Consider the following 21906-nt stretch of genomic DNA (forward strand, 5'->3'; position numbering starts at 1 on the left):
GGGTGCAAATGTAAATAATTTTTCTTCATATCATCAAAAAAATAGTTAAAAATATCCTTTCACACTCGAATTTAATTTCTAAATTTGCACCGCGTTAAAGCAACACACAACTAACTAACTACGCCCGAGGTGTTTATATAGCGTTTGATTTAGTCCATGGACAAAAACAAATGGTATGGAATACATAGGGTAAAAACAACAAATTACAATGTCGCATATAGAACCAGAAGCAAAGATATTTGCGTGTTCGCAAAGCGTCTATCTAGCCGAACAGATTGCCAGTCATTATGGGGTTCCGCTGGGTAAAGTTACGTTCTCAAAATATAGTGATGGTGAATTTCAGCCTTCTTTTGAAGAGTCTATAAGAGGTTTACGCGTTTTTATTGTCTGCTCCACCTTTCCGAGTGCCGACAATTTAATGGAGTTGTTGTTAATGATTGATGCCGCCAAGCGTGCGTCAGCCCGACACATCACTCCCGTAATTCCGTACTTTGGATGGGCAAGACAGGACCGAAAAGACAAACCCAGAGTTCCGATTGGGGCCAAGCTCGTAGCTAAACTATTAGAAGCTGCCGGCGCTACCCGAATCATGACAATGGATTTACATGCCGATCAAATACAAGGGTTTTTCGAGAAACCGGTAGACCACTTGTTTGCATCGACTATCTTTTTGCCTTATGTAAAAAGTCTACAGTTGGAAAATCTGACTATTGCTTCACCCGATATGGGAGGTTCCAAAAGAGCCTATGCCTACTCTAAATTTTTAGAATCGGATGTGGTAATTTGTTACAAACAACGCAAAGCAGCCAATGTGATTGATACGATGGAGTTGATTGGGGAAGTAAAAGGCCGAAATGTGATTTTGGTAGACGATATGATTGACACCGGAGGAACCTTAGCCAAAGCAGCTGATTTGATGATGGAAAAAGGAGCCTTAAGCGTAAGAGCTATTTGTACCCACGCCATTCTTTCGGGAGAAGCGTACGACAAAATAGAGAACTCTAAATTATTGGAACTGATTGTAACGGATTCTATTCCGTTGAAGAAAGAATCGAAAAAAATAAAAGTGGTGAGTTGTGCGCCTCTTTTTGCCGAAGTAATGCACATGGTGCAACACAACAATTCCATCAGCGGTAAATTCCTGATGTAATTCAAATACGTATTTATTTATTAACTATATATTTTTACAATGAAATCGATTACGATTAAAGGACAAGAAAGAGAAAGCGTAGGCAAAAAAGCTACTAAAGCCTTACGTGATGCTGGAATGGTCCCTTGCGTTATTTACGGAGGAACTACACCACAGCATTTTGCAGCAGAAGAAAAAGCATTCAAAGGCTTGGTTTACACTCCAAACGCACACACAGTTGTAGTTGATTTGGCTGGAAAAACTACCAATGTTATTCTTCAGGACATTCAGTTTCACCCAGTGTCTGACAAAATTTTACACATTGATTTCTTTCAATTGAACGACAGCAAAGAAATCACTATGGAAGTTCCTGTGAAAATTACAGGTACCTCTCCGGGTGTATTGTTAGGTGGTGATTTGCGTTTGAACCAAAGAAGATTGAAAGTGAAAGCATTACCAAAAAATCTTCCGGATTATGTTGAAGCTAACATCTCTGAATTGCAAATGGGTAACAAATTATACGTTACCAAATTGGAGACTAAAAACTTCAAATTGATGCACCCGGACAACACCGTGGTTTGTCAGGTGAAGATTTCACGTGCTGCGATGAAAGCGGCTCAAGAAGCTGCAAAAGCTGCAAAAGCACCTGCAAAAGGAAAGAAAAAATAATTTATTTCCAAGTTTATACCAAAAGCCGCGTTTTTCAACGCGGCTTTTTTATTTAACCCAAATTTCTTTTATGAGCCGGGAACCTGCTGTCCACTATATCTTTTGCGCCGAATAACGTCACAAAAGGATGCCATTCCCATCAGGGCTAGGGTTTTCGTTTCCATCACTTTTCATTTTCAAATCGGCCAATTTTCAAATTTTCACCCGAGGCGTAGCCGAACTGTATGAAATAAAATTAAATTTGCCCATGAATTGGTTTAGAAATCTCTTTGCTTCAAAAACAAAAGCTAATACTATTGACCCCATGAAGAAATATCTCATTGTAGGCCTGGGCAACATCGGTGCCGAATATGTCAACACGCGCCACAACATTGGTTTCAAAGTCTTGGATTATGTCGCCCGAGAAGAAAGCCTGTCTTTTGAAACGGCCAAATTGGGGGCTGTAGCCGAATACAATGTAAAAGGCAGAAAACTCATCTTACTCAAACCCAATACCTACATGAATCTGAGCGGAAAAGCCGTAAAGTATTGGATGGAAAAAGAAAACATCGCCAAAGAAAACATCTTGATCATTACCGATGATTTGAACTTGCCCTTCGGAACCATACGTCTTAAAGGCAAAGGTAGCGATGGCGGACACAACGGATTGAAAAATATCCAACTGCTGTTAAACACTACCGAATACCCTCGCTTTCGTTTTGGTATCAGTGATGAATTCAAAAAAGGACAACAGGTTGATTATGTATTGGGCGAATGGAACGAAGATGAAAAAGTGAAACTCATGGAGCGTTTTGTCACAGCCAAAGAAATCATCGAATCTTTTGCTTTGGCCGGCTTAGCCAACACCATGAATTCTTTTAACGGAAAATAACCTATTGCCTTTTCGACAAAAAATGTAAATTTGCACTGAATTCTTCCATTTAGAGTTCACAACATCATTCTCACTTAAACGTTTATAGCATGCAACTGTATAACACCTTAAGCGCAGAAGAAAGAGCCGAGCTTATTGACCAAGCCGGAAAACAACGCCTCACGTTGTCTTTTTATGCGTATGCCAAAATTGAAGACCCTCAACAATTTCGTAACGAATTATTCATCGCCTGGAATGCACTTGATGCCTTAGGCCGAATATATGTTGCCCACGAAGGCATCAACGCTCAAATGAGCGTTCCCGCCGAAAACTTCGAAGCCTTCCGAGATACTTTGGAAGTCTACGATTTTATGAAAGGTATTCGCCTGAATGTAGCCGTGGAACACGATGATCATTCTTTCTTAAAACTGACCATCAAAGTGCGTCACAAGATTGTAGCCGATGGCTTGAACGACGACACCTTTGATGTAACCAATAAAGGAATTCACTTAAAAGCTAAGGAATTCAACCAAATTTTAGAAGACCCCAACACCATCGTAGTTGATTTCAGAAATCATTACGAAAGTGAAGTGGGTCATTTCAAAGGTGCCATCACTCCTGATGTAGAAACTTTCCGCGAAAGTTTACCGATTATCAACGAGCAACTGAAAGATTTCAAAGAAGACAAAAACTTGGTGATGTACTGCACCGGCGGTATCCGTTGCGAAAAAGCCAGTGCTTATTTCAAACATCAAGGATTTAAAAATGTCTACCAGCTGGAAGGCGGTATTATTCAATATGCCAAACAAATCAAAGAAGAGGGGCTGGAAAGCAAATTCATTGGAAAGAACTTTGTGTTTGACAATCGCTTAGGAGAGCGTATCACCGATGATATTGTTTCCCAATGCCATCAATGTGGCAAACCGTGTGACAATCATACCAATTGTGCCAATGATGGCTGTCATTTGTTGTTCATTCAATGTGACGACTGCATGGCGTTAATGGAAAATTGCTGTTCATCCGAATGTTTGGAAACGACCCATCTTCCGTTAGCAGAACAAGTAAAACTAAGACGTGGTAAACAAGTAGGTAATAAAATCTTCCGCAAAGGCCGTTCTGAAAACCTTAGATTCAAACACTCCGGCGACCTCTCCGATCAACCGTTGGCAAAAGCACCAATTACAAAGGATATTCGCCAAAAAATTAAAGTCAAAAAAGTATTAATTGGTAAAGCCGAGCATTATTATACCAAAGCCGGCGTGGGCCTTTTCATCATGGAAAACCAAGAGCTAACCTTGGGAGACAAAATCTTAATCTCCGGTCCCACTACAGGAAATCAAGAGTTGATTTTAGAAAAAATGATGGTCAACGGTAAGGAAAACAAGGTAGCCCTTCCGGGGGACAAAGTAACTTTTGAAGTGCCCTTCCGAATCCGCTTATCAGACAAATTATTTAAAATTATCAGCTAATGACCACTTCAGGAAAAATTGAATTAATGGCTCCGGCCGGGAATTTTGAATCACTGCAGGCGGCGTTAGACAACGGTTGTGATTCAGTGTATTTTGGAGTGGAACAACTCAATATGCGTGCCCGTGCCACAGTAAACTTTGTGCTTGACGATTTACCCGAAATAGCCCGTCGTTGTAATGAAAAAAACGTCAGAACCTATCTGACTTTGAATACGATTATTTACGATCACGACTTATCGATTGTAAAAACGCTTTTGACCAAAGCCAAAGATGCGGGTATCACTGCTGTCATTGCTTCCGATCAAGCCGTAATTATGACCGCTCGAACCATGGGACTGGAAGTGCATATTTCAACCCAACTCAATGTCACCAATATCGAAACGGTAAAATTCTACGCGATGTTTGCCGACACCATAGTCTTATCCAGAGAACTAAGTTTGCGTCAGGTCAAAAAGATTACCGCTGATATCGAAAAAGAACAAATCAAAGGCCCAAGCGGCAATTTGGTGGAAATCGAAATCTTTGGTCACGGGGCACTGTGTATGGCCGTTTCGGGCAAATGCTATTTGAGTTTGCATTCGCATAATTCTTCTGCCAATCGTGGCGCCTGCAAGCAAAACTGTCGTAAAAAATATACTGTTATCGATCAGGAAAGCGGTTTCGAAATTGAAATCGATAACGAATACATGATGTCACCCAAAGATTTATGCACCTTAGATTTCTTAGATCAGGTGATTGATTCGGGCATCAAAGTGTTGAAAATTGAAGGACGCGGACGTGCTGCCGACTATGTAGCTACCGTAATTAAAACCTATCGTGAAGCTATTGACGCCTATTACGAAGGCACATTTACCAAAGAAAAAATAACGGTTTGGATGGAGGCCTTGGCTACCGTTTACAACCGAGGCTTTTGGAGCGGATACTATTTGGGTCAAAAGCTGGGCGAATGGTCAGACAATCCGGGTTCAAGTGCTACCCAAAAGAAAGTCTATATTGGCAAAGGGATGCATTATTTCCCGAAAGCCAGCATAGCCGAATTCAAAATAGAAGCCTACGATATCAAAAAAGGCGATAAGATACTCATTACCGGCCCAAGCACCGGAGCTCAGGAAATGGTCATTGAAGACATGATGGTCAATGACGTAGCGTTGGAAAAAGCTACCAAAGGCGACAGCTGTACTTTGAAAGTTCCGTTTCGCATTCGACTTTCGGACAAAATGTATAAAATCGTGGACAACTAATGGTCATTGTAACGCTGCAAAGAGACAAATGTATCGGTTGCAATTACTGTGTGGAAATGGCACCGGGACAATTTCAAATGTCTAAAAAAGACGGGAAATCCGTCTTACTGAAATCGGTGGATGCCAAAGGATTTTTCACCCTGAAATCAGCCGACCACACCATCGTCGAAAACTGTGAACTGGCTGAAAAAGCCTGCCCGGTAAACATCATCAGCGTAAAGGAAACTTAAAATTTTACTTCCTTTTTTATCCGAAAAAACAATATCTTTACACTTTTAACGTTTTTATGACTAGTAGTGACGTAGTCACGATCAATATATATTCAAATTATGGCTTGTACAAGTTGTTCAACATCTGATGGCGGAGCGCCTAAAGGATGCAAAAATAATGGGACTTGCGGCACTGACAGCTGCAACAAATTAACCGTCTTTGACTGGTTGTCCAACATGAGTTTACCCAATGGTGAAGCTCCTTTTGATTGCGTAGAAGTACGCTTCAAAAACGGCAGAAAAGAGTTTTACCGCAATACCGAAAAATTAACCCTAAGCATTGGGGATGTCGTAGCTACCGAAGCTTCACCGGGTCATGATGTAGGGATTGTTACTCTTACCGGCGAATTGGTAAAAATTCAAATGAAGAAAAAAGGAGTCAATCACAACAGTGCTGAAATCCCGAAGATATACCGCAAAGCGTCTCAAAAAGACATCGACATTTGGAGCGACTCCCGCGATAAAGAAGAACCCATGAAAGTAAAAGCCCGAGAATTGGCTATTGCTCACAAATTGGAAATGAAAATCTCTGACATTGAATTTCAAGGCGACGGTTCAAAAGTAACCTTCTATTATACAGCCAATGACCGTGTGGATTTCCGTCTTTTAATCAAAGATTACGCCCGCGAGTTCAGCGTGCGAATTGAAATGAAACAAGTTGGTTTCCGTCAGGAAGCGTCTCGTTTAGGCGGTATTGGTTCTTGTGGCAGGGAGTTGTGTTGTTCCACCTGGTTGACTGATTTCCGCAGTGTCAATACCTCCGCGGCCCGTTACCAGCAATTGTCTTTGAATCCTCAAAAACTGGCCGGACAATGCGGCAAGCTGAAATGCTGTCTGAATTACGAGCTGGACACTTATATGGATGCGCTCAAAGATTTTCCGGATTTTGAAACCAAATTAAAAACCGAAAAAGGTGATGCTATTTGCCAAAAACAAGATATTTTTAAAGGGTTGATGTGGTTTGCTTATACCGATAACTTTGCCAATTGGCATGTGCTCAACATTGAGCAGGTAAAAGAAATCATAGCAGAGAACAAACAAAATAAAAAGGTGAGTTCGTTGGAAGATTTTGCAGTTGAGACTGTGGCTGAGCCGGAAAAAGATTTCAATAACGCGATGGGACAAGAGAGTTTGACCCGTTTTGACCAACCTAGAAAAAGCAAAAACCGCAACAAAAACCGCAATCGCAACAAAGCGAAAGCAACAAATGCTGCTCCAAATGCCGCACCAAAAGAAGGTGGGCAAAAGCCGCAAAACCAAACCCGAGCCAAAGGCGAACGGAGCGATGCTAAACCACAAGGAAAAAAACCAGTAATCATCAAAAAGAATGAAAATAAAAAGTAGCCTCCTTTTCATTTTAGTCCTTTTTTTGCTTATTTCTTGTGACAAGAAAAGAGTTTTTGACGAGTATAAATCAGTAGGGAGTGCTTGGCACAAAGACAGTGTAGTCTCTTTTGATTTGCCTCAATTAGACGCCAAAAAAAATTACAACCTGTTTGTCAACGTCAGAGATAACGATGATTATCCGTTCAACAATTTGTTTTTGATTGTGTCATTGGAACAGCCTAACCACAAGATAAAAGTGGACACACTCGAATACCAAATGACCAATCCTGACGGCACGCTACTTGGAGATGGTTTTACCGACATCAAGGAAAATAAGTTGTTTTACAAGGACAAAGAAAAATTTACCCAAAAGGGATTGTATAAAATCCATATCAAACAGGCTGTGCGCCAAACCGGAAAAATTGAAGGCGTAGCCTTATTACCCGGAATAACAGACGTTGGTTTCCGCATTGAATCTACAGATTAAAAACTATGGCACAAAAGAATAATACCGCAACAGTGAAAGACATCAACTACTACAAAAAGAAATTTTGGAAGTTGTTTTTTTACGGACTCGGAGTACTGATTCTCTTCTTCTCCCTGGCCTCTTGGGGCTTTTTTGGCAGCATGCCGTCCTTTGAAGATTTGGAAAACCCGGAGTCCAACTTAGCCACCGAAATCATTTCTTCTGACGGGGTAACCATCGGGAAGTTTTACAACGAAAACCGTACGCCCATTAAGTATGAAGATTTGCCGCAAAGCTTGGTAAAAGCTTTGGTTGCTACTGAAGACGAAAGATTTTACGAACATTCGGGGATTGATGCCCGCAGAACTTTTGGGGCCGCGTTGAAATTGGGTTCCAATGGAGGAGCCAGTACTTTAACCCAACAGTTGGCTAAGCTCTTATTCCACGGAGAAGGTTCCAGTTTCAAGCCGTTTCGTATCATTCAAAAAGTAAAAGAATGGATTATCGCCATCAAACTGGAACGTCAGTATACCAAAAACGAAATTATTGCCATGTACCTCAACAAAGCCGATTTCGTAAATACTGCGGTGGGTATCCGCTCGGCGGCCAAAGTGTATTTCGGGAAAGAGCCGCGTGATTTGACCGTAGATGAAGCTGCCATGTTTGTGGGGATGCTGAAAAACCCTTCATTGTACAACCCGTTGCGTCGCATTGAAAAAGTAAGAGAACGAAGAAATACCGTATTAGGTCAAATGGTGAGAAACCATATTTTAGATACCAAGACCAAAGATTCCCTTGCCAAACAGCCTATCGTGTTGCACTTTCATCCGGAAAGTCACAAAGAAGGAACCGCTACTTATTTCCGTGAGTTCCTGCGCGAATACATGAAAAACTGGGCCAAAGAAAATAAAAGACCCGATGGCAGTGACTGGGATATTTACAGTGACGGATTAAAAATTTATACCACCATCGACTCTAAAATCCAAGAGCATGCCGAGGAAGCCGTAAGTGCGCACATGAAAAACTTACAACAGGAATTCTTTGCCCAACAAAAAGACAATCCGAATGCTCCTTTTGTAAACATTACCGATGCCGAAACCAAAACCATCATAGACAAAGCGATGAAAAGTTCGGAGCGTTGGCGTGTCATGAAAGACCTGGATAAAACCGATGAAGAGATTACGGCTTCTTTCAATGTGAAAACCAAAATGAAGATCTTTTCCTGGAAAGGTGAAATTGACACCCTCATGACCCCTATGGATTCCATTCGTTACTACAAACACTTTTTGCAGGCAGGATTGATGTCAATGGAACCGCAAACCGGCCACATCAAAGCTTGGGTGGGAGGTATTGATTATAAATATTTCCAATACGATCACGTAGGTCAGGGAGCCCGTCAGGTAGGTTCTACCTTTAAACCGTTTGTATATGCTACGGCTATAGAGCAGTTGGGCATGTCGCCTTGTGATACGATTGTGGATGGTCCTTTTATGATTCACAAAGGACGCCACAATGTGACCGAAGACTGGGAGCCTAAAAACTCCGACCGAAAATACCGCGGTATGGTTACGCTCAAAAAAGCGCTGGCGCTTTCCATCAATACCGTTTCAGCCAAACTGATTGATAAAACCGGCCCTGAAGCCGTAGTAACCATGACCAAAAAACTGGGCGTGAAATCCGAAATTCCGGCACAGCCTTCCATTGCCTTGGGAGCGGTTGACATTACCGTTGAAGATATGGTGGCGGCCTACAGTACGTTTGCCAATCAAGGGGTATATGTAAAACCTCAGTTCATCAGCCGTATTGAAGATAAAAACGGGGTAGTATTATACGAGCCCACTCCGGAAACCCATGATGTATTGAACAAAGACATCGCCTATGCTGTAATCAAATTGCTCGAAGGGGTAACCGAAAGCGGCTCGGGAGTACGTTTGCGTACGCAAGGCGGCGGTAGTGGTGACAACCGCTGGACCGGCTATCCGTATATGTTTACCAATCCTATTGCGGGTAAAACCGGAACCTCTCAAAACCAATCTGACGGATGGTTTATCGGAATGGTGCCTAATTTGGTGACCGGCGTTTGGGTAGGTTGCGAAGACCGTTCAGCCCGTTTCAAAGGCATTACCTATGGGCAAGGAGCCACGGCTGCCTTACCTATTTGGGGCTACATGATGAAAAAATGTTATGAAGATAAAGACCTTCAAATCTCGAAAGACCCATTCCAACGACCGGATAATCTTTCGATTAAAGTAGACTGCTATGAACGCAAACGCGATACCACCGCAACCGATTCTACAGCAGCGCCTGAAGAAGAACAAGATCCGGACCAGTTTGGTTTGTAATAGCACCATCGTATAAAATCCAAAACCCCTGTCAATGGCAGGGGTTTTCTTTTATCTGAATTACTCGGTAACTAATACTGTAGAACTGTCCGAAGGCGTTGGATGATGGTAGTATTGGAGCAGCAAGAAAAAAGGATACTTACCCGTCACAAAAATCATCAGGACGATTGTTTTATCTCGTCCTGACCCACCATTAAATTTACCGCGGTAAGTTGACTGATTTACCGCGGTAAAATGAATAAGTTACCGCGGTAAATTTGCAAACCGGTCCTGAGCGGATTATTGACTGAGCTGGATGCGTTATACAACAAAGCTTGACTCCATTGCTGTAATGTGGATGCAAACAGATTTTGCCGTGAGCAGTAGCTTCTTACTTGCACTTTTTCTTTACGGCAAACACTTCCTACTTCCCTATTTAATTCCTAAATTTACGCCACAAACACACTAACGATAACGCGCGTTATGATTAATAAAAAAGTAAACTCTGTACAAGAAGCGCTCCAAGGCATTGAGGACAACATGACCATCATGCTGGGGGGATTCGGGCTATGTGGCATCCCCGAAAACAGCATTGCCGAGCTGGTCAAAAAAGGCACCACGGGACTCACCTGCATTTCCAACAATGCCGGGGTCGATGATTTTGGGCTGGGCTTATTGCTCCAAAAACGACAAATCAAAAAAATGATATCGTCCTATGTGGGCGAAAATGCCGAGTTTGAACGCCAGATGCTTTCGGGCGAATTGGAAGTAGAACTCACGCCACAAGGGACTTTGGCCGAAAAATGCCGGGCCGCACAAGCCGGGATTCCCGCTTTCTTCACCTCTGCCGGCTATGGCACCGAAGTAGCCGAAGGCAAAGAAGTACGCGAATTCAATGGCAAAATGCACATCATGGAACTGGCCTACAAAGCCGATTTTTCTATCGTAAAAGCCTGGAAAGGGGACGAAGCAGGCAACCTGATTTTTAAAGGAACGGCCCGTAACTTTAACCCTTGCATGGCCGGAGCGGCCAAAATCACCATCGCCGAAGTAGAAGAACTTGTTCCAGCAGGTGCTTTAGACCCTAACCAAATTCACATTCCGGGTATTATGGTACAACGTATCTTTCAAGGAGAGAAGTTTGAGAAAAGAATTGAGCAACGAACCGTGAGACAACGATAAATTTGAAAATGTGTTAATTTGAAAATTTGAAGATGAGAAATGATAAAGATAATTTAATTGTCAATCTGACTTTTGAGTTTGCACTAAAAATCATTGCTTATTCTGAAGAAATTCGTCAAACTAATCGTTTTGAAATGGCCTCACAAGTTTTTAAAAGTGGGACCTCCATTGGAGCCAATATAAGAGAAGCACAAAATGCGGAAAGTAAAGCTGATTTTATCCATAAATTTAAAATTTCCGCAAAAGAAGCAGATGAGTTGAGTTACTGGTTAGACTTGTGTAAGCAATCTGATTTTTATCCGACACCTAACCCGGAACTTATAAAAGAATTACAATCTATTCATTTGATTATTTCAAAAATTATCGCTTCGAGCAAGAAGTCTTAATTTTCAAATCATCAAATTTTCAAATCATCAAATTATGTTAACAAAAGAAGATATAGCAAAACGAATTGCGAAAGAAGTAAAAGACAAATACTTTGTCAACTTGGGTATTGGGATTCCGACCTTGGTGGCCAATTATGTCCGCCATGATATTTCGGTGGAGTTTCAAAGTGAAAACGGTGTCTTGGGCATGGGCCCATTCCCATATGAAGGAGAAGAAGATGCCGACTTAATCAATGCCGGAAAACAAACCATCACTACCTTACCGGGAGCGAGTTTTTTTGACTCGGCCTTCAGCTTTGGCATGATTCGCAGTCAAAAAGTAGATTTAACCATCTTGGGCGCTATGGAAGTAGCCGAAAACGGAGACATCGCCAACTGGAAGATTCCGGGTAAAATGGTGAAAGGGATGGGTGGTGCTATGGACTTGGTTGCCTCAGCCGAAAACATCATCGTAGCCATGATGCACGTGAACAAAGCCGGTGAAAGTAAGATTTTAAAACGATGCACGTTGCCACTTACAGGTGTAGGTTGTGTGAAAAAAGTCGTTACCGAATTGGCCGTAATGGAAATCACTCCTAAAGGATTCAAACTTCTGGAACGCGCTCCGGGGGTAACTGTAGAACACATCATTGCTTCGACCGAAGCCGAACTGATTATTGAAGGAGAAATTCCGGAAATGGTGATTTAAACCAAAATCCTTTATAAAAGAAAACCACAAAAGGCAATTGCGTTTTGTGGTTTTTTTATAAGTAACCCTTTCGTTATTTTTTGGCAGCCAAATACTCCAACAGCACCGGAGAGGCATTGCCAAAAGTGGGTGGTTGGTCGGTAATGCTGACCGCTCTTTTCTTATTGAGTTTGTAGACTAAATCAAATTCGGTAGTAAACAAAATTACCGACAAAAACGGATTGTTGATGAACGGTAACAATCTGTCGAAAGCCGCATCTATGGAATAAAACTCAACAATCTCTTCCTGTTGAAACTTGAATTTAAGTTCCAATTCTAACACATCCTCATCAACTACCGGTCGGATATAGATGTTCATCAATTGCGCATTCCCAATGGTTTTGGCAAAGGTTAATTTGGCAAAAGTACCGTCAGCTAAACTCTCTTTAACCTTCGTGTAGAATTCGGTAAATGTGTCTGTAAATAGCATGCTTGTTAATTAAACTATTTATTGTTTTTTAATGAATTTTCCGGAAAACAAAACGTAATCATCACTAACCAGTTTGACTCTATACGAATAGGTGTTTTCGTCTATTTTTGCCACCTCATAGTATCCGTAGTCATGTTCATTTGTGCCTGCCGGATTATCCGCCGGATTTTTGGGCTCTAAATAACCAACCACTCTAAACTTATTCTCTGTTATCCAAATGACATCACAGCTTTCTGTTCTGTCTTTTCTGATTAAGTAGAATTTGTCGTTTTGTATCGTACATTCAAACGGTTCACCCTGCTCCTCTTTATCAAAAGTTACTCTATAATTACCATTAGGCAAAATATTTTCCACCGAATTGAATGAGGTAACAACTACCAGAATTAAGATAAAAAGGATATTTTTCATCGTTAAACCATCTATAGGTTGGCAAAGAAATCGTTCCCTTTGTCATCGGTAATAATAAAGGCCGGGAAGTCTTTGATGGTAATTTTACGCACGGCTTCCATGCCCAACTCTTCAAAGTCAACCACCTCTACCAACAAAATATTTTCTTTGGCCAAAATAGCGGCAGGACCTCCAATAGAACCTAAATAGAATCCGCCATATTTTTGACAGGCATTCATCACCTCTTTGCTTCGGTTTCCTTTGGCCAACATAATCATGCTACCGCCAGCCGCCTGAAACTCGTCTACATACACGTCCATACGTCCCGCAGTCGTTGGACCGAAACTTCCTGACGGCATGCCTTCCGGGGTCTTGGCCGGACCGGCATAATACACGGGATGATTTTTGAAATACTCCGGCATGGGTTTACCGGCATCCAATAATTCTTTGATTTTGGCATGCGCAATATCTCGGGCAACTATCAAAGTTCCGTTCAACTTCAATCGGGTTTTGATTGGGTATTTCGATAATTCGGCCAACACTTCTTTCATCGGTCGGTCCAAATTAATTTCAACCGGCGCTTCTAAATGAGGGGCCGTTTCAGGCAAGAATTGTTTCGGATTGGTTTCCAGTTGTTCCAGGAAAATACCGTCTTTGGTAATTTTGCCTTTGATATTTCTATCCGCCGAACAGGAAACCCCCATCCCTACCGGACAAGAAGCAGCATGGCGCGGCAAACGAATGACACGGACATCATGTGTTAAATATTTTCCGCCAAACTGAGCACCGATGTGGCTCTCCTGGCAAATTAATTGTACTCTTTTCTCCCATTCCAAATCTCGGAACGCCTGACCGGCCATGTTTCCGGTGGTGGGTAAATTATCGTAATAACCGGCTGATGCTTTTTTCACGGCAGCCAAATTGGCTTCGGCTGAAGTGCCTCCAATTACTATAGCCAAGTGATACGGCGGACAAGCCGAAGTTCCTAAATCCATGATGCGTTCGCGAACGAACTCGTCTAAGGATTTCTCGTTCAGCAGGGATTTTGTTTTTTGGTATAAAAACGTTTTGTTGGCCGAACCGCCTCCTTTAGCAAGGAACAGGAATTCATAAGAAGCCCCTTTTTTGGCATAAATATCAATCTGAGCCGGAAGATTGGAACCGGAGTTCTTTTCTTCAAACATCGATATCGGTACAATTTGAGAATAACGCAGGTTGCGTTTTTGGTAGGTGTTGAAAATCCCTTTAGACAACCATTCACCGTCATCGGCACCGGTGTAAACGTTCTCCCCTTTTTTGGCCATTACAATAGCGGTTCCGGTATCCTGACAAGAAGGCAATTGTCCTTCTACTGCCACGGCAGCATTTTGTAATAAATTGTAAGCCACAAAACGATCATTGTCTGTCGCTTCAGGATCATCAATGATGTTTCTTAATTTTTGTAAATGGGTGGCGCGTAACATAAAGGACACATCGCTCATCGCCTCTTCGGCCAATAACTCCAACCCTTTGGGGTCAATCGTTAGTATTTCGCGATCGCCTAGTTGTTGCACGGAAACATAATCGGAAGTGATTTTTTTGTACTGCGTATCGTCTTTCAAAATCGGATACGGATCTTGGTATATAAAGTCCATGGAATGAATAAATTTTGAGGCGTAAAGTTACGTATTCTAATGGGAAATTAGAATAGCAATTCCAATGGAAATTAGCCTTTATTAAAAAAACCAACCCGCCACCAAAATGGCGGCAATGACGCAAACCAAATCCACTAACAACATTGTTCCCAAAGTGTAGCGCGTATTTTTCACATTGATGGAACCAAAGTAAACGGCAATGACATAAAACGTCGTTTCGGCACTACACTGGAAAATACAGCTCAGCCTTCCGGTAAACGAATCGGGGCCAAACGTACGCATCGAATCAATCATAAAACCACGAGAACCGCCCGAACTGAATGGACGTAACATGGCAACCGGCAACGAATCGGTAATGGGTTTACTCACTCCTACATGGGAGAATACAAAAGAGAGTCCATTGCTGATGATTTCAAACAAACCACTGTTTCTGAAGAATGAAATGGCGACCAACATGCCCAAAACATAGGGGAAAATCTTGACTCCGGTATGCAAACCATTGCGGGCTCCTTCTACAAATGTGTCAAAAATGGTCGTATCTTTTGCTACAAACTTTTTCTCGTGAAAAAGGGAAAAGACTAAAGTGAATCCAATAATAGCAACCAGCATCAATCCCGAAAGATTAGAAGTGAATGCGTTTTTCCCAATCAAATCTAAATGGTTGATATAAAACAAAAGACCGACAATAGCAGCAATAATAGCCATCAAAGCCACGACCAAAGAGGCGCTTTTGAAGTTTATCTTTTGACGGATCCCTACAATCAAAAATGCAGCGATGGTTCCTATAAAGGAAGTAATAATACACGGCAACATCACATCAGCAGGATTGCTGGCATTTTCGGCGGCTCGGTACCCAATGATGGAAGTGGGAATCAAGGTTAATCCGGCAGCGTGCAGGCACATGAACATGATTTGGGCATCGCTGGCGCGGTCTTTCTCGGGGTTAAGCTCTTGTAAACTTTGCATGGCTTTCAGCCCGAATGGGGTCGCTGCAGAATCCAATCCAAGAAAATTAGCCGCAAAATTTAAGGTCATATAGGAAATGGATTCGTGGTTTTGAGGAATCGAAGGAAATACTTTAGCAAAGACCGGGCTCAGTTTTTTGGCCAGTTTTTCGGCGGCTCCCGATACAATTAAAAGCTCCATAAGCCCGCAGAAAAAAGCCAAATAAGCCATCAGCGGCAATACCAAATCGAACAAACTGGTTTTACAGGTTGGCAGCAAACCGTCTGTTTTCTGAAGTCCGCTGTAGATTTTTACCGTTTTACTTTTATACACATAAGTCGTATCGGGATTAAGGGTATCACGATTGATGACCATGGTTTGTTCCGGGGCCTTTTCGATACTGTCTTTGACAAATTTCGGCAGTTGATTGAGGTATTTTTCGGAGATGAGAATTGGGTCGTCTTTTTTCCCGTTCAGGATTAAATCTACGGAGTAGCTATTTGACGTAAATAAACCAATAACGACATAAATCAGAGAAGAAATGAAAATAGCCAACCAAAATCTGCTTAATACCATAAACCTGTTTTTTTGGTAAATGTAACATTTATGCATTTTGAAATGAAATCTTTTTTGTCAATCAGTAGTTAATTTCTTTAGAATTCAATTGGGGTATATGCCTTTTAAAATGTTTTTTACAGTGTTTGTAATCAATTAAGTAAACCTTAAGACTAATAACCATTAATTCGTAATCTAAGTGCAGCATTCATTTATATATTTGCGTGCATAAAAAATAAAACCAACCACCATAACTATCAATTCATGAAAAAAGTTTTCTTACCACTTTTGCTTTTTTTAATTTTTCCACTTGCTATTAAGGCTCAGACAAAGGCTGAAGCCAAGAAAATTGTCGCAACCTACAATTTGGATTTAATCCGGAAAAAGCAATTGGAAATTAAAAAGAAAGAAGATCAGGAGAAGCTAAAAGCTGTGGCTTATGCCCGAAAAAATAATCTCCCTGTTCGAACTGTAAAACCTGACGGTTCTATTAGCGAGTTAATGAAATTAGCTCCTGCCGGATTTCCGATATATTATGCTACAGATCATATTAGCAATGCTAATGCATCAAAGTCAACTCGTACCAATCATTTGAATACCGGCGGGTCTCTTGGTTTGGATTTAAACGGTCAGGGAATGGTGGCTCGTGTTTGGGACGGGGGAACGGTTAGAAAAACGCACAATTTGTTTTCGAATAGAGTGACCGTTGTGGATGAGCCCTCAAGCACTACTTATGTTTTACATTCCACGCACGTTACCGGAACCATAATGGCATCTAACGCTCTTGCTGCTGCTAAAGGAATGGCCTATCAAGCCAATGCCAGAACTTTTGAATGGACGAACGATTTATCCGAGGTTATGGATGAAGTACAGCAAGGAATGTTGATCTCAAATCATTCTTACGGAACTCCGTTATCCAGTAACGGGACTCCGTTACCAGCATGGTATATTGGAGCTTATTCTTTTGATTCGCGAGATTGGGATGAAGCTGCTTACCTTTCTCCGTATTACCTCATGGTAGCTGCGGCAGGAAATGACGGATTTAATGACGACAATCCGAATCCTCTTGCGTTTGGTTATGACAAATTAACCGGAAACAAAACCGCAAAAAACAATTTGGTGGTGGCCAATGCTGAAGACGCTGTAGTGGCTACCAACGGAACCCTTACCAGTGTTGCGATTAATGGGTCCAGTAGTCAGGGACCAACTGATGACATGAGAATTAAACCCGATATTACCGGAAACGGAACCGAATTGACTTCCACCAGCAGTACCAGTAATACCGCTACCGCCAGCCTTACGGGAACCTCTATGGCCTCTCCCAATGTAGCCGGAACATTGTTACTATTACAACAGCATTATAAAAATCTGACTAATAATTTCATGAGAGCCGCTACGCTAAAAGGCTTGGCATGTCATACAGCGGATGATGCCGGAGAAGTTGGTCCTGATCCAATTTTTGGTTGGGGATTATTAAATGCCAAAAAAGCGGCTGAAACCTTAACCGGTAACGGATTGACTTCTTGGGTTTCGGAAGAAAACTTGGCTCAGGGACAAACGTTTACCATGACGGTAAAGTCGGATGGTGTTTCTCCTCTTATGGCTTCGATTACCTGGACCGATTTACCAGGAGTTGCTAATTTAGGAGATCTGGGTGAAAATGATCCAACACCGGCATTGGTTAATGATTTAGACATCCGAATTACAAGAAACGGTAATACTTATTATCCATGGCGATTGGATATTGATCCAACTTCACCTGCCATCAGAACTGGAGATAACAATGTAGACAATGTGGAATTGGTAAAAATTGATGCCCCTACGGCTGGAGATTATACGATAACTGTAACCCACAAAGGAACATTACAAACCGGTAGTCAAAACTATTCATTGGTCGTAACCGGAATTACTTCTTCATTTTCATTAACCTCTACCACATCCGATTTGGTTGTGTGTTCTGATCAAAATGCGACCTTCAGTTTTAATTACAAGCAAACCGGCTCCGGGACAACGACTTTCAGCGCAGTAGGATTACCAACGGGTGCTGTTGCCAACTTCAACAACACTTCTTTGAGCGCTAACGGAACGGTAACTATGACTATTTCAGGGTTATCCAATGTTGCTCCCGGTGAATATTTTATCGGAATTAAAGGAACCAGTGCCACTGAAACGGAAACCCGTTATAAAACTTTGAGAATATACAATGGTACTTTCCAAAATGTTGTTTTAACTTCCCCATCCAACGCACAAAGTGGCCTTTCTACCTCAGTAAATCTGAAATGGAACAGCCAGGACAATGCGGAAAGTTATACTGTTCAGGTTTCCACTTCACCAACTTTTACTACTTTAATTCTCAATCAGATTACGACCGATACGGAATATGTTGTTGCTGACTTAAATCAACAAACCAGATACTATTGGCGCGTTGTTCCAAGCAACCGTTGTGGTAGTGCAATAGCTGCAAACGCTGCTTCAAACTATTTTGATACCGGAATATTAGTTTGTGGTTCAAGTTCCTTTACTGCCACCGATTTTTCAAATGCTGCCATAGCCGATGTGTCCAATTCTTCCGCAAGTGTACCCGTTACCGTTACCGGTGGCTATGCCATTGGGGATTTGAATGTGTATATCAATATTACTCATACGTATGTACAAGACATGACTATTTCGCTAATCGGACCGGCTGCAATCGGAAGCCCTGTAATTACTCTACTCAAAGAACCGTGTGGCGACAATGACAACATCAATTGCACTATGGATGATTCGGGTGACGCCCCGGCTTGTAGTGGCAATCCTTCGATTTCCGGATTGATTGCCCCTTTTGATTCGCTGAGTGCTTTAAATACCTTACCGGCTGATGGGGTTTGGACCTTACAGGTAATTGACCCTTACAACGGTGATGGTGGAAGTATCAATAATTTCCGTATGGATATTTGTTATGTAACCCCGGCTTTAGGCATAGCCACTGATGAGTTGACCAATGTAACCGTTTATCCTAACCCTACCAAAGGCATCATCAACATCAGTTTGCCTGAACTTTCAGGAGAAACTACCTTGAAATTATATGATATTCAGGGACGGGAAATTGCGATTAAGACTACTAATGCTTCGGCGGAAACCTTGAATATTGAAAATTTACAAGAAGGTGTGTACCTGCTTTCGATAGAAAACGGAAGCAGTAAAACCACTAAGAAAATTGTTTTAAATAAATAAAGTTATAATTGCTGTGAAAATAAAAAGGCTTCCTATGGGAAGCCTTTTTTATACATGAACAATTTCATCGTCTATTAATAATTCTTCTCTTCGCAGGCGCAGGAAAATTTGAGCCACAGCAATCACATCCTTTTCACAATAGGTTATGATTCTGTCAATGTCTTTTTCGACATAAAAAACGTGTGCTACTTGGCTGCCATCGATATCGCCTTTTGGTGAAGGAATACCGAGGATTTTGGTCAATAATTTCAAGGAAGTAAAATGCTTATAATCGCCAAACTTCCACAATTCCAAGGTATCCAAATGGGGAATCTCCCAGGGTTTCTTGCCAAATAAATTCAGCTTGTTCGGAATGACAATTTGATTGATTATCATGCGTCTGGCGATAAAAGGAATGTCAAATTCTTTAGCATTATGACCACACAACACATGCTGAGCTTGGTTGAAATGATTGTCAAGCAAAGCCGAAAAATCTTTTAGAATCTTTTTTTCTTCCCCGAAAAATGAAGTAACCCGAAAGTTTCGAATATCTCCTTTATTAGCAAAATAGCCCACCGAGATACAAACAATTTTTCCAAATTCGGCCCAAATACCGGCACGGTCATAAAACTCTTCCGGAGTGTATTCTTCGCGTCTTTGGTACTGGGTTTTCTGTTCCCATAATGACTTCATTTCATCGTCCAAACCGTTGAAGTGTTCTTCCTGAGGAACGGTTTCAATATCGAGAAAAAGGATATTATTTAGATTTATCTTTTCTATCATGTTTGATAATTTTAAGAATTAACCGACTTAAAATTAGGAATTAGTTTTTAAATATGAAAGAAAAAGTTTAAAAAAGTGATTGTTGTGGGGATGGGTTTTCATGTTCCAGCAACCATTTTTTGCGCCACAATCCGCCGGCATAACCAGTAAGCGAACCGTCGGTTCCAATCACACGATGACAGGGCACGACTATCCACAGCGGGTTTTTGCCGTTGGCCGACGCTACCGCACGAATGGCTTTGACATCGCCCAATTTTTTAGACAAATCGAGGTAAGACATTGTTTTGCCAAACGGGATGTTTAATAATTCTTGCCAAACTTTTTGTTGAAAGTCGGTTCCCTGGGGATTGATTTTGAAATCAAATTCCCTTCGTTCGCCTTTAAAATATTCTTGCAGTTGGGAAACGCATTCCCTCAGATTTACCGGAATTTTGGCTGTTTTTTTGCCCTCGCTTAAGACTGATATTTCAGTAATACCCTGTTCATCACCAACAATTTTGGTGATACCCAGAGGCGATTCTATAAAAGTAGTTTCCATTCGATAAAGTTAGGAAATATTACTTTGAAAAACTGTAGATATAATCTTCTAACGCTTTTAATTCTGCTTCGCTCATGCTTTTAGTGATGGCGAAATTGGTTTTCATGATTTCGTATTGACTTGGGTCAACCAGCGGGTCGCTTTGCTCCTGAAGGAATGAAACAATACTTCCGTTCTTGTCTTTATAGGTTTTGGCAATTTCTTGCAAACTAGGTCCAATAATTTTTTGATCAGGTTTATGACAAGCAACGCAGTTCCCTTTACCTTCGAATAGGCTTTTACCCAGAACGATTGGCGTTTTGTTTGTGCTTTTTACTTCAGGCTTATTGAATGTTTCGTTGCTTTCTTTTTTACATGAAATCAAGAACAACACGATAAAAATCGATACTATCTTTTTCATTTTATTGATTCAATAGTAGTGCTGCTTCTTTGGCAAAATAGGTTGAAATCAAACTGGCTCCGGCACGTTTGATGCACATCAGTTGCTCCATCATAATTTTGTCATGGTCGAGCCAACCTCTTTCGGACGCGGCTTTAATCATAGCATATTCGCCCGATACATGGAAAACGGTTACCGGAACATTCACCGCATTTTTTACTTCACGAACGATGTCCAAGTACGCAATTCCGGGTTTTACCATGACCATATCGGCGCCTTCTTCCACATCCATTAGAGCTTCTTTAACGGCTTCGATACGGTTGGCATAATCCATTTGGTAGGTTTTTTTGTCTTTGGGAACCACTACATCCGCTTCTCTTGGTGCGCTGTCTAAGGCATCTCGGAACGGTCCGTAAAATGCCGAAGCATATTTGGCGGAATAACTCATGATACCCACATTTTCAAATCCGGCTTCATCCAGTCCTTGACGCAAACGCAACACACGTCCGTCCATCATGTCGCTGGGTGCAACGAAATCGGCACCGGCTTGGGCGTGGGAAACGGCCATTTTTACTAAAGCAGCGTTGGTCGCATCGTTCGCAATGTCGCCATTTTCAATGATACCGTCGTGGCCATAAATCGAATATGGATCGAGTGCCACATCGGGCATGACAATCATTTCCGGGCAGGCTGCTTTGATAGCACGAATGGCGCGTTGCATTAACCCATCGGGATTCCAAGCTTCTTTGCCGGTATTGTCTTTAAGACTTTCGTCTACCTTTACATAGATATTAACCGCGCGAATACCTAAAGCAAATAATTCTTTTACTTCTTCCACCGTTAAATCTAACGAACGACGGAAGATGCCCGGCATCGATGGGATTTCTGATTTATAATTTTCGCCTTCGGCTATAAACATCGGAAACATAAAATCACTTGGACTTAAAGTGGTTTCACGAACTAACGAACGGATGCTTTCGTTCACGCGTAATCTTCGGCCTCTTTGTAATGGGAACATAACGTTATTT

The 21906-nt window shown here is 41.6% G+C and carries 21 protein-coding genes; 13 read left to right on the top strand and 8 right to left on the bottom strand.

The window, feature by feature from the left end; genetic code table 11:
- Positions 1 to 208: 208 nt before the first annotated feature.
- The 12 genes from ACSVH6_RS01800 to ACSVH6_RS01855 all read left to right on the top strand — a co-directional run bounded on the left by ACSVH6_RS01800 (position 209) and on the right by ACSVH6_RS01855 (position 11996).
- Positions 209 to 1150 (top strand): ribose-phosphate pyrophosphokinase, encoded by a 942-nt coding sequence (locus tag ACSVH6_RS01800; protein WP_438074955.1) that lies wholly within the window; start codon positions 209 to 211, stop codon positions 1148 to 1150.
- A 39-nt stretch (positions 1151 to 1189) separates the two neighbouring features.
- Entirely contained in the window at positions 1190 to 1798 is a 609-nt protein-coding gene (locus tag ACSVH6_RS01805; RefSeq protein ID WP_438074957.1) for a 50S ribosomal protein L25/general stress protein Ctc, read from the top strand.
- A 304-nt stretch (positions 1799 to 2102) separates the two neighbouring features.
- On the top strand, positions 2103 to 2669 hold the full coding sequence (gene pth / locus ACSVH6_RS01810) for an aminoacyl-tRNA hydrolase (protein WP_438074959.1): 567 nt from the start codon (positions 2103 to 2105) through the stop codon (positions 2667 to 2669).
- Between the two features lie 89 nt (positions 2670 to 2758).
- Positions 2759 to 4117, top strand: a complete 1359-nt coding sequence (gene trhO, locus ACSVH6_RS01815) for an oxygen-dependent tRNA uridine(34) hydroxylase TrhO (RefSeq protein ID WP_438074961.1) — start codon at positions 2759 to 2761, stop codon at positions 4115 to 4117.
- On the top strand, positions 4117 to 5358 hold the full coding sequence (locus tag ACSVH6_RS01820; RefSeq protein ID WP_438074963.1) for a peptidase U32 family protein: 1242 nt from the start codon (positions 4117 to 4119) through the stop codon (positions 5356 to 5358). Before trhO ends, ACSVH6_RS01820 begins: the two co-directional genes overlap by 1 nt.
- Complete coding sequence (locus ACSVH6_RS01825) at positions 5358 to 5588, top strand: ferredoxin (protein WP_438074965.1); 231 nt, start codon at positions 5358 to 5360, stop codon at positions 5586 to 5588. The genes ACSVH6_RS01820 and ACSVH6_RS01825 overlap by 1 nt, the downstream gene beginning before the upstream one ends.
- A gap of 99 nt (positions 5589 to 5687) precedes the next feature.
- Positions 5688 to 6971, top strand: coding sequence for a PSP1 domain-containing protein (locus ACSVH6_RS01830; protein ID WP_438074967.1), 1284 nt, complete (start codon positions 5688 to 5690; stop codon positions 6969 to 6971).
- Positions 6955 to 7440 carry a gliding motility lipoprotein GldH gene (locus ACSVH6_RS01835; protein WP_438074969.1) on the top strand — a complete coding sequence of 162 codons (486 nt, stop codon included), beginning with the start codon at positions 6955 to 6957 and terminating at the stop codon, positions 7438 to 7440. The genes ACSVH6_RS01830 and ACSVH6_RS01835 overlap by 17 nt, the downstream gene beginning before the upstream one ends.
- Positions 7441 to 7445: 5 nt before the next feature.
- Complete coding sequence (locus tag ACSVH6_RS01840; protein WP_438074971.1) at positions 7446 to 9761, top strand: penicillin-binding protein 1A; 2316 nt, start codon at positions 7446 to 7448, stop codon at positions 9759 to 9761.
- A gap of 462 nt (positions 9762 to 10223) precedes the next feature.
- The gene (locus ACSVH6_RS01845) at positions 10224 to 10922 is read left to right on the top strand and encodes a CoA transferase subunit A (protein WP_438074973.1); all 699 of its coding nucleotides are present in this window, start codon (positions 10224 to 10226) and stop codon (positions 10920 to 10922) included.
- A 32-nt stretch (positions 10923 to 10954) separates the two neighbouring features.
- Positions 10955 to 11308, top strand: a complete 354-nt coding sequence (locus tag ACSVH6_RS01850) for a four helix bundle protein (RefSeq protein WP_438074975.1) — start codon at positions 10955 to 10957, stop codon at positions 11306 to 11308.
- Positions 11309 to 11342: 34 nt separating this feature from the next.
- Positions 11343 to 11996: a 3-oxoacid CoA-transferase subunit B gene (locus ACSVH6_RS01855; protein WP_438074977.1), complete on the top strand. Its 654-nt coding sequence runs from the start codon at positions 11343 to 11345 to the stop codon at positions 11994 to 11996.
- 73 nt (positions 11997 to 12069) lie between these two features.
- Here ACSVH6_RS01855 and ACSVH6_RS01860 read toward each other — a convergent pair whose 3' ends face one another.
- The 4 genes from ACSVH6_RS01860 to ACSVH6_RS01875 all read right to left on the bottom strand — a co-directional run bounded on the left by ACSVH6_RS01860 (position 12070) and on the right by ACSVH6_RS01875 (position 16007).
- Positions 12070 to 12465, bottom strand: coding sequence for a hypothetical protein (locus ACSVH6_RS01860; RefSeq protein ID WP_438074979.1), 396 nt, complete (start codon positions 12463 to 12465; stop codon positions 12070 to 12072).
- Positions 12466 to 12483: 18 nt separating this feature from the next.
- Positions 12484 to 12873 (bottom strand): hypothetical protein, encoded by a 390-nt coding sequence (locus ACSVH6_RS01865; protein WP_438074981.1) that lies wholly within the window; start codon positions 12871 to 12873, stop codon positions 12484 to 12486.
- Positions 12874 to 12884: 11 nt separating this feature from the next.
- Positions 12885 to 14486 (bottom strand): fumarate hydratase, encoded by a 1602-nt coding sequence (locus ACSVH6_RS01870; RefSeq protein WP_438074983.1) that lies wholly within the window; start codon positions 14484 to 14486, stop codon positions 12885 to 12887.
- A gap of 81 nt (positions 14487 to 14567) precedes the next feature.
- Positions 14568 to 16007, bottom strand: a complete 1440-nt coding sequence (locus ACSVH6_RS01875) for a nucleoside recognition domain-containing protein (protein WP_438074985.1) — start codon at positions 16005 to 16007, stop codon at positions 14568 to 14570.
- Positions 16008 to 16250: 243 nt separating this feature from the next.
- Here ACSVH6_RS01875 and ACSVH6_RS01880 point away from each other — a divergent pair, with 243 nt between their 5' ends.
- Positions 16251 to 19199, top strand: coding sequence for a S8 family serine peptidase (locus ACSVH6_RS01880; RefSeq protein WP_438074987.1), 2949 nt, complete (start codon positions 16251 to 16253; stop codon positions 19197 to 19199).
- Between the two features lie 48 nt (positions 19200 to 19247).
- Here the strand turns inward: ACSVH6_RS01880 and ACSVH6_RS01885 are convergent, their stop codons facing one another.
- The 4 genes from ACSVH6_RS01885 to hemB form a co-directional block, all read right to left on the bottom strand.
- Entirely contained in the window at positions 19248 to 19961 is a 714-nt protein-coding gene (locus ACSVH6_RS01885; protein ID WP_438074989.1) for a 3'-5' exonuclease, read from the bottom strand.
- A 67-nt stretch (positions 19962 to 20028) separates the two neighbouring features.
- Entirely contained in the window at positions 20029 to 20499 is a 471-nt protein-coding gene (locus ACSVH6_RS01890) for a methylated-DNA--[protein]-cysteine S-methyltransferase (protein ID WP_438074991.1), read from the bottom strand.
- A gap of 19 nt (positions 20500 to 20518) precedes the next feature.
- Entirely contained in the window at positions 20519 to 20899 is a 381-nt protein-coding gene (locus ACSVH6_RS01895) for a c-type cytochrome (RefSeq protein ID WP_438074993.1), read from the bottom strand.
- Position 20900: 1 nt separating this feature from the next.
- Positions 20901 to 21896, bottom strand: coding sequence for a porphobilinogen synthase (hemB, locus tag ACSVH6_RS01900; protein ID WP_438074995.1), 996 nt, complete (start codon positions 21894 to 21896; stop codon positions 20901 to 20903).
- Positions 21897 to 21906 lie beyond the last annotated feature (10 nt).

It is taken from the genome of Flavobacterium sp. XGLA_31 (genome assembly GCF_051547105.1).
Taxonomy (GTDB): domain Bacteria; phylum Bacteroidota; class Bacteroidia; order Flavobacteriales; family Flavobacteriaceae; genus Flavobacterium.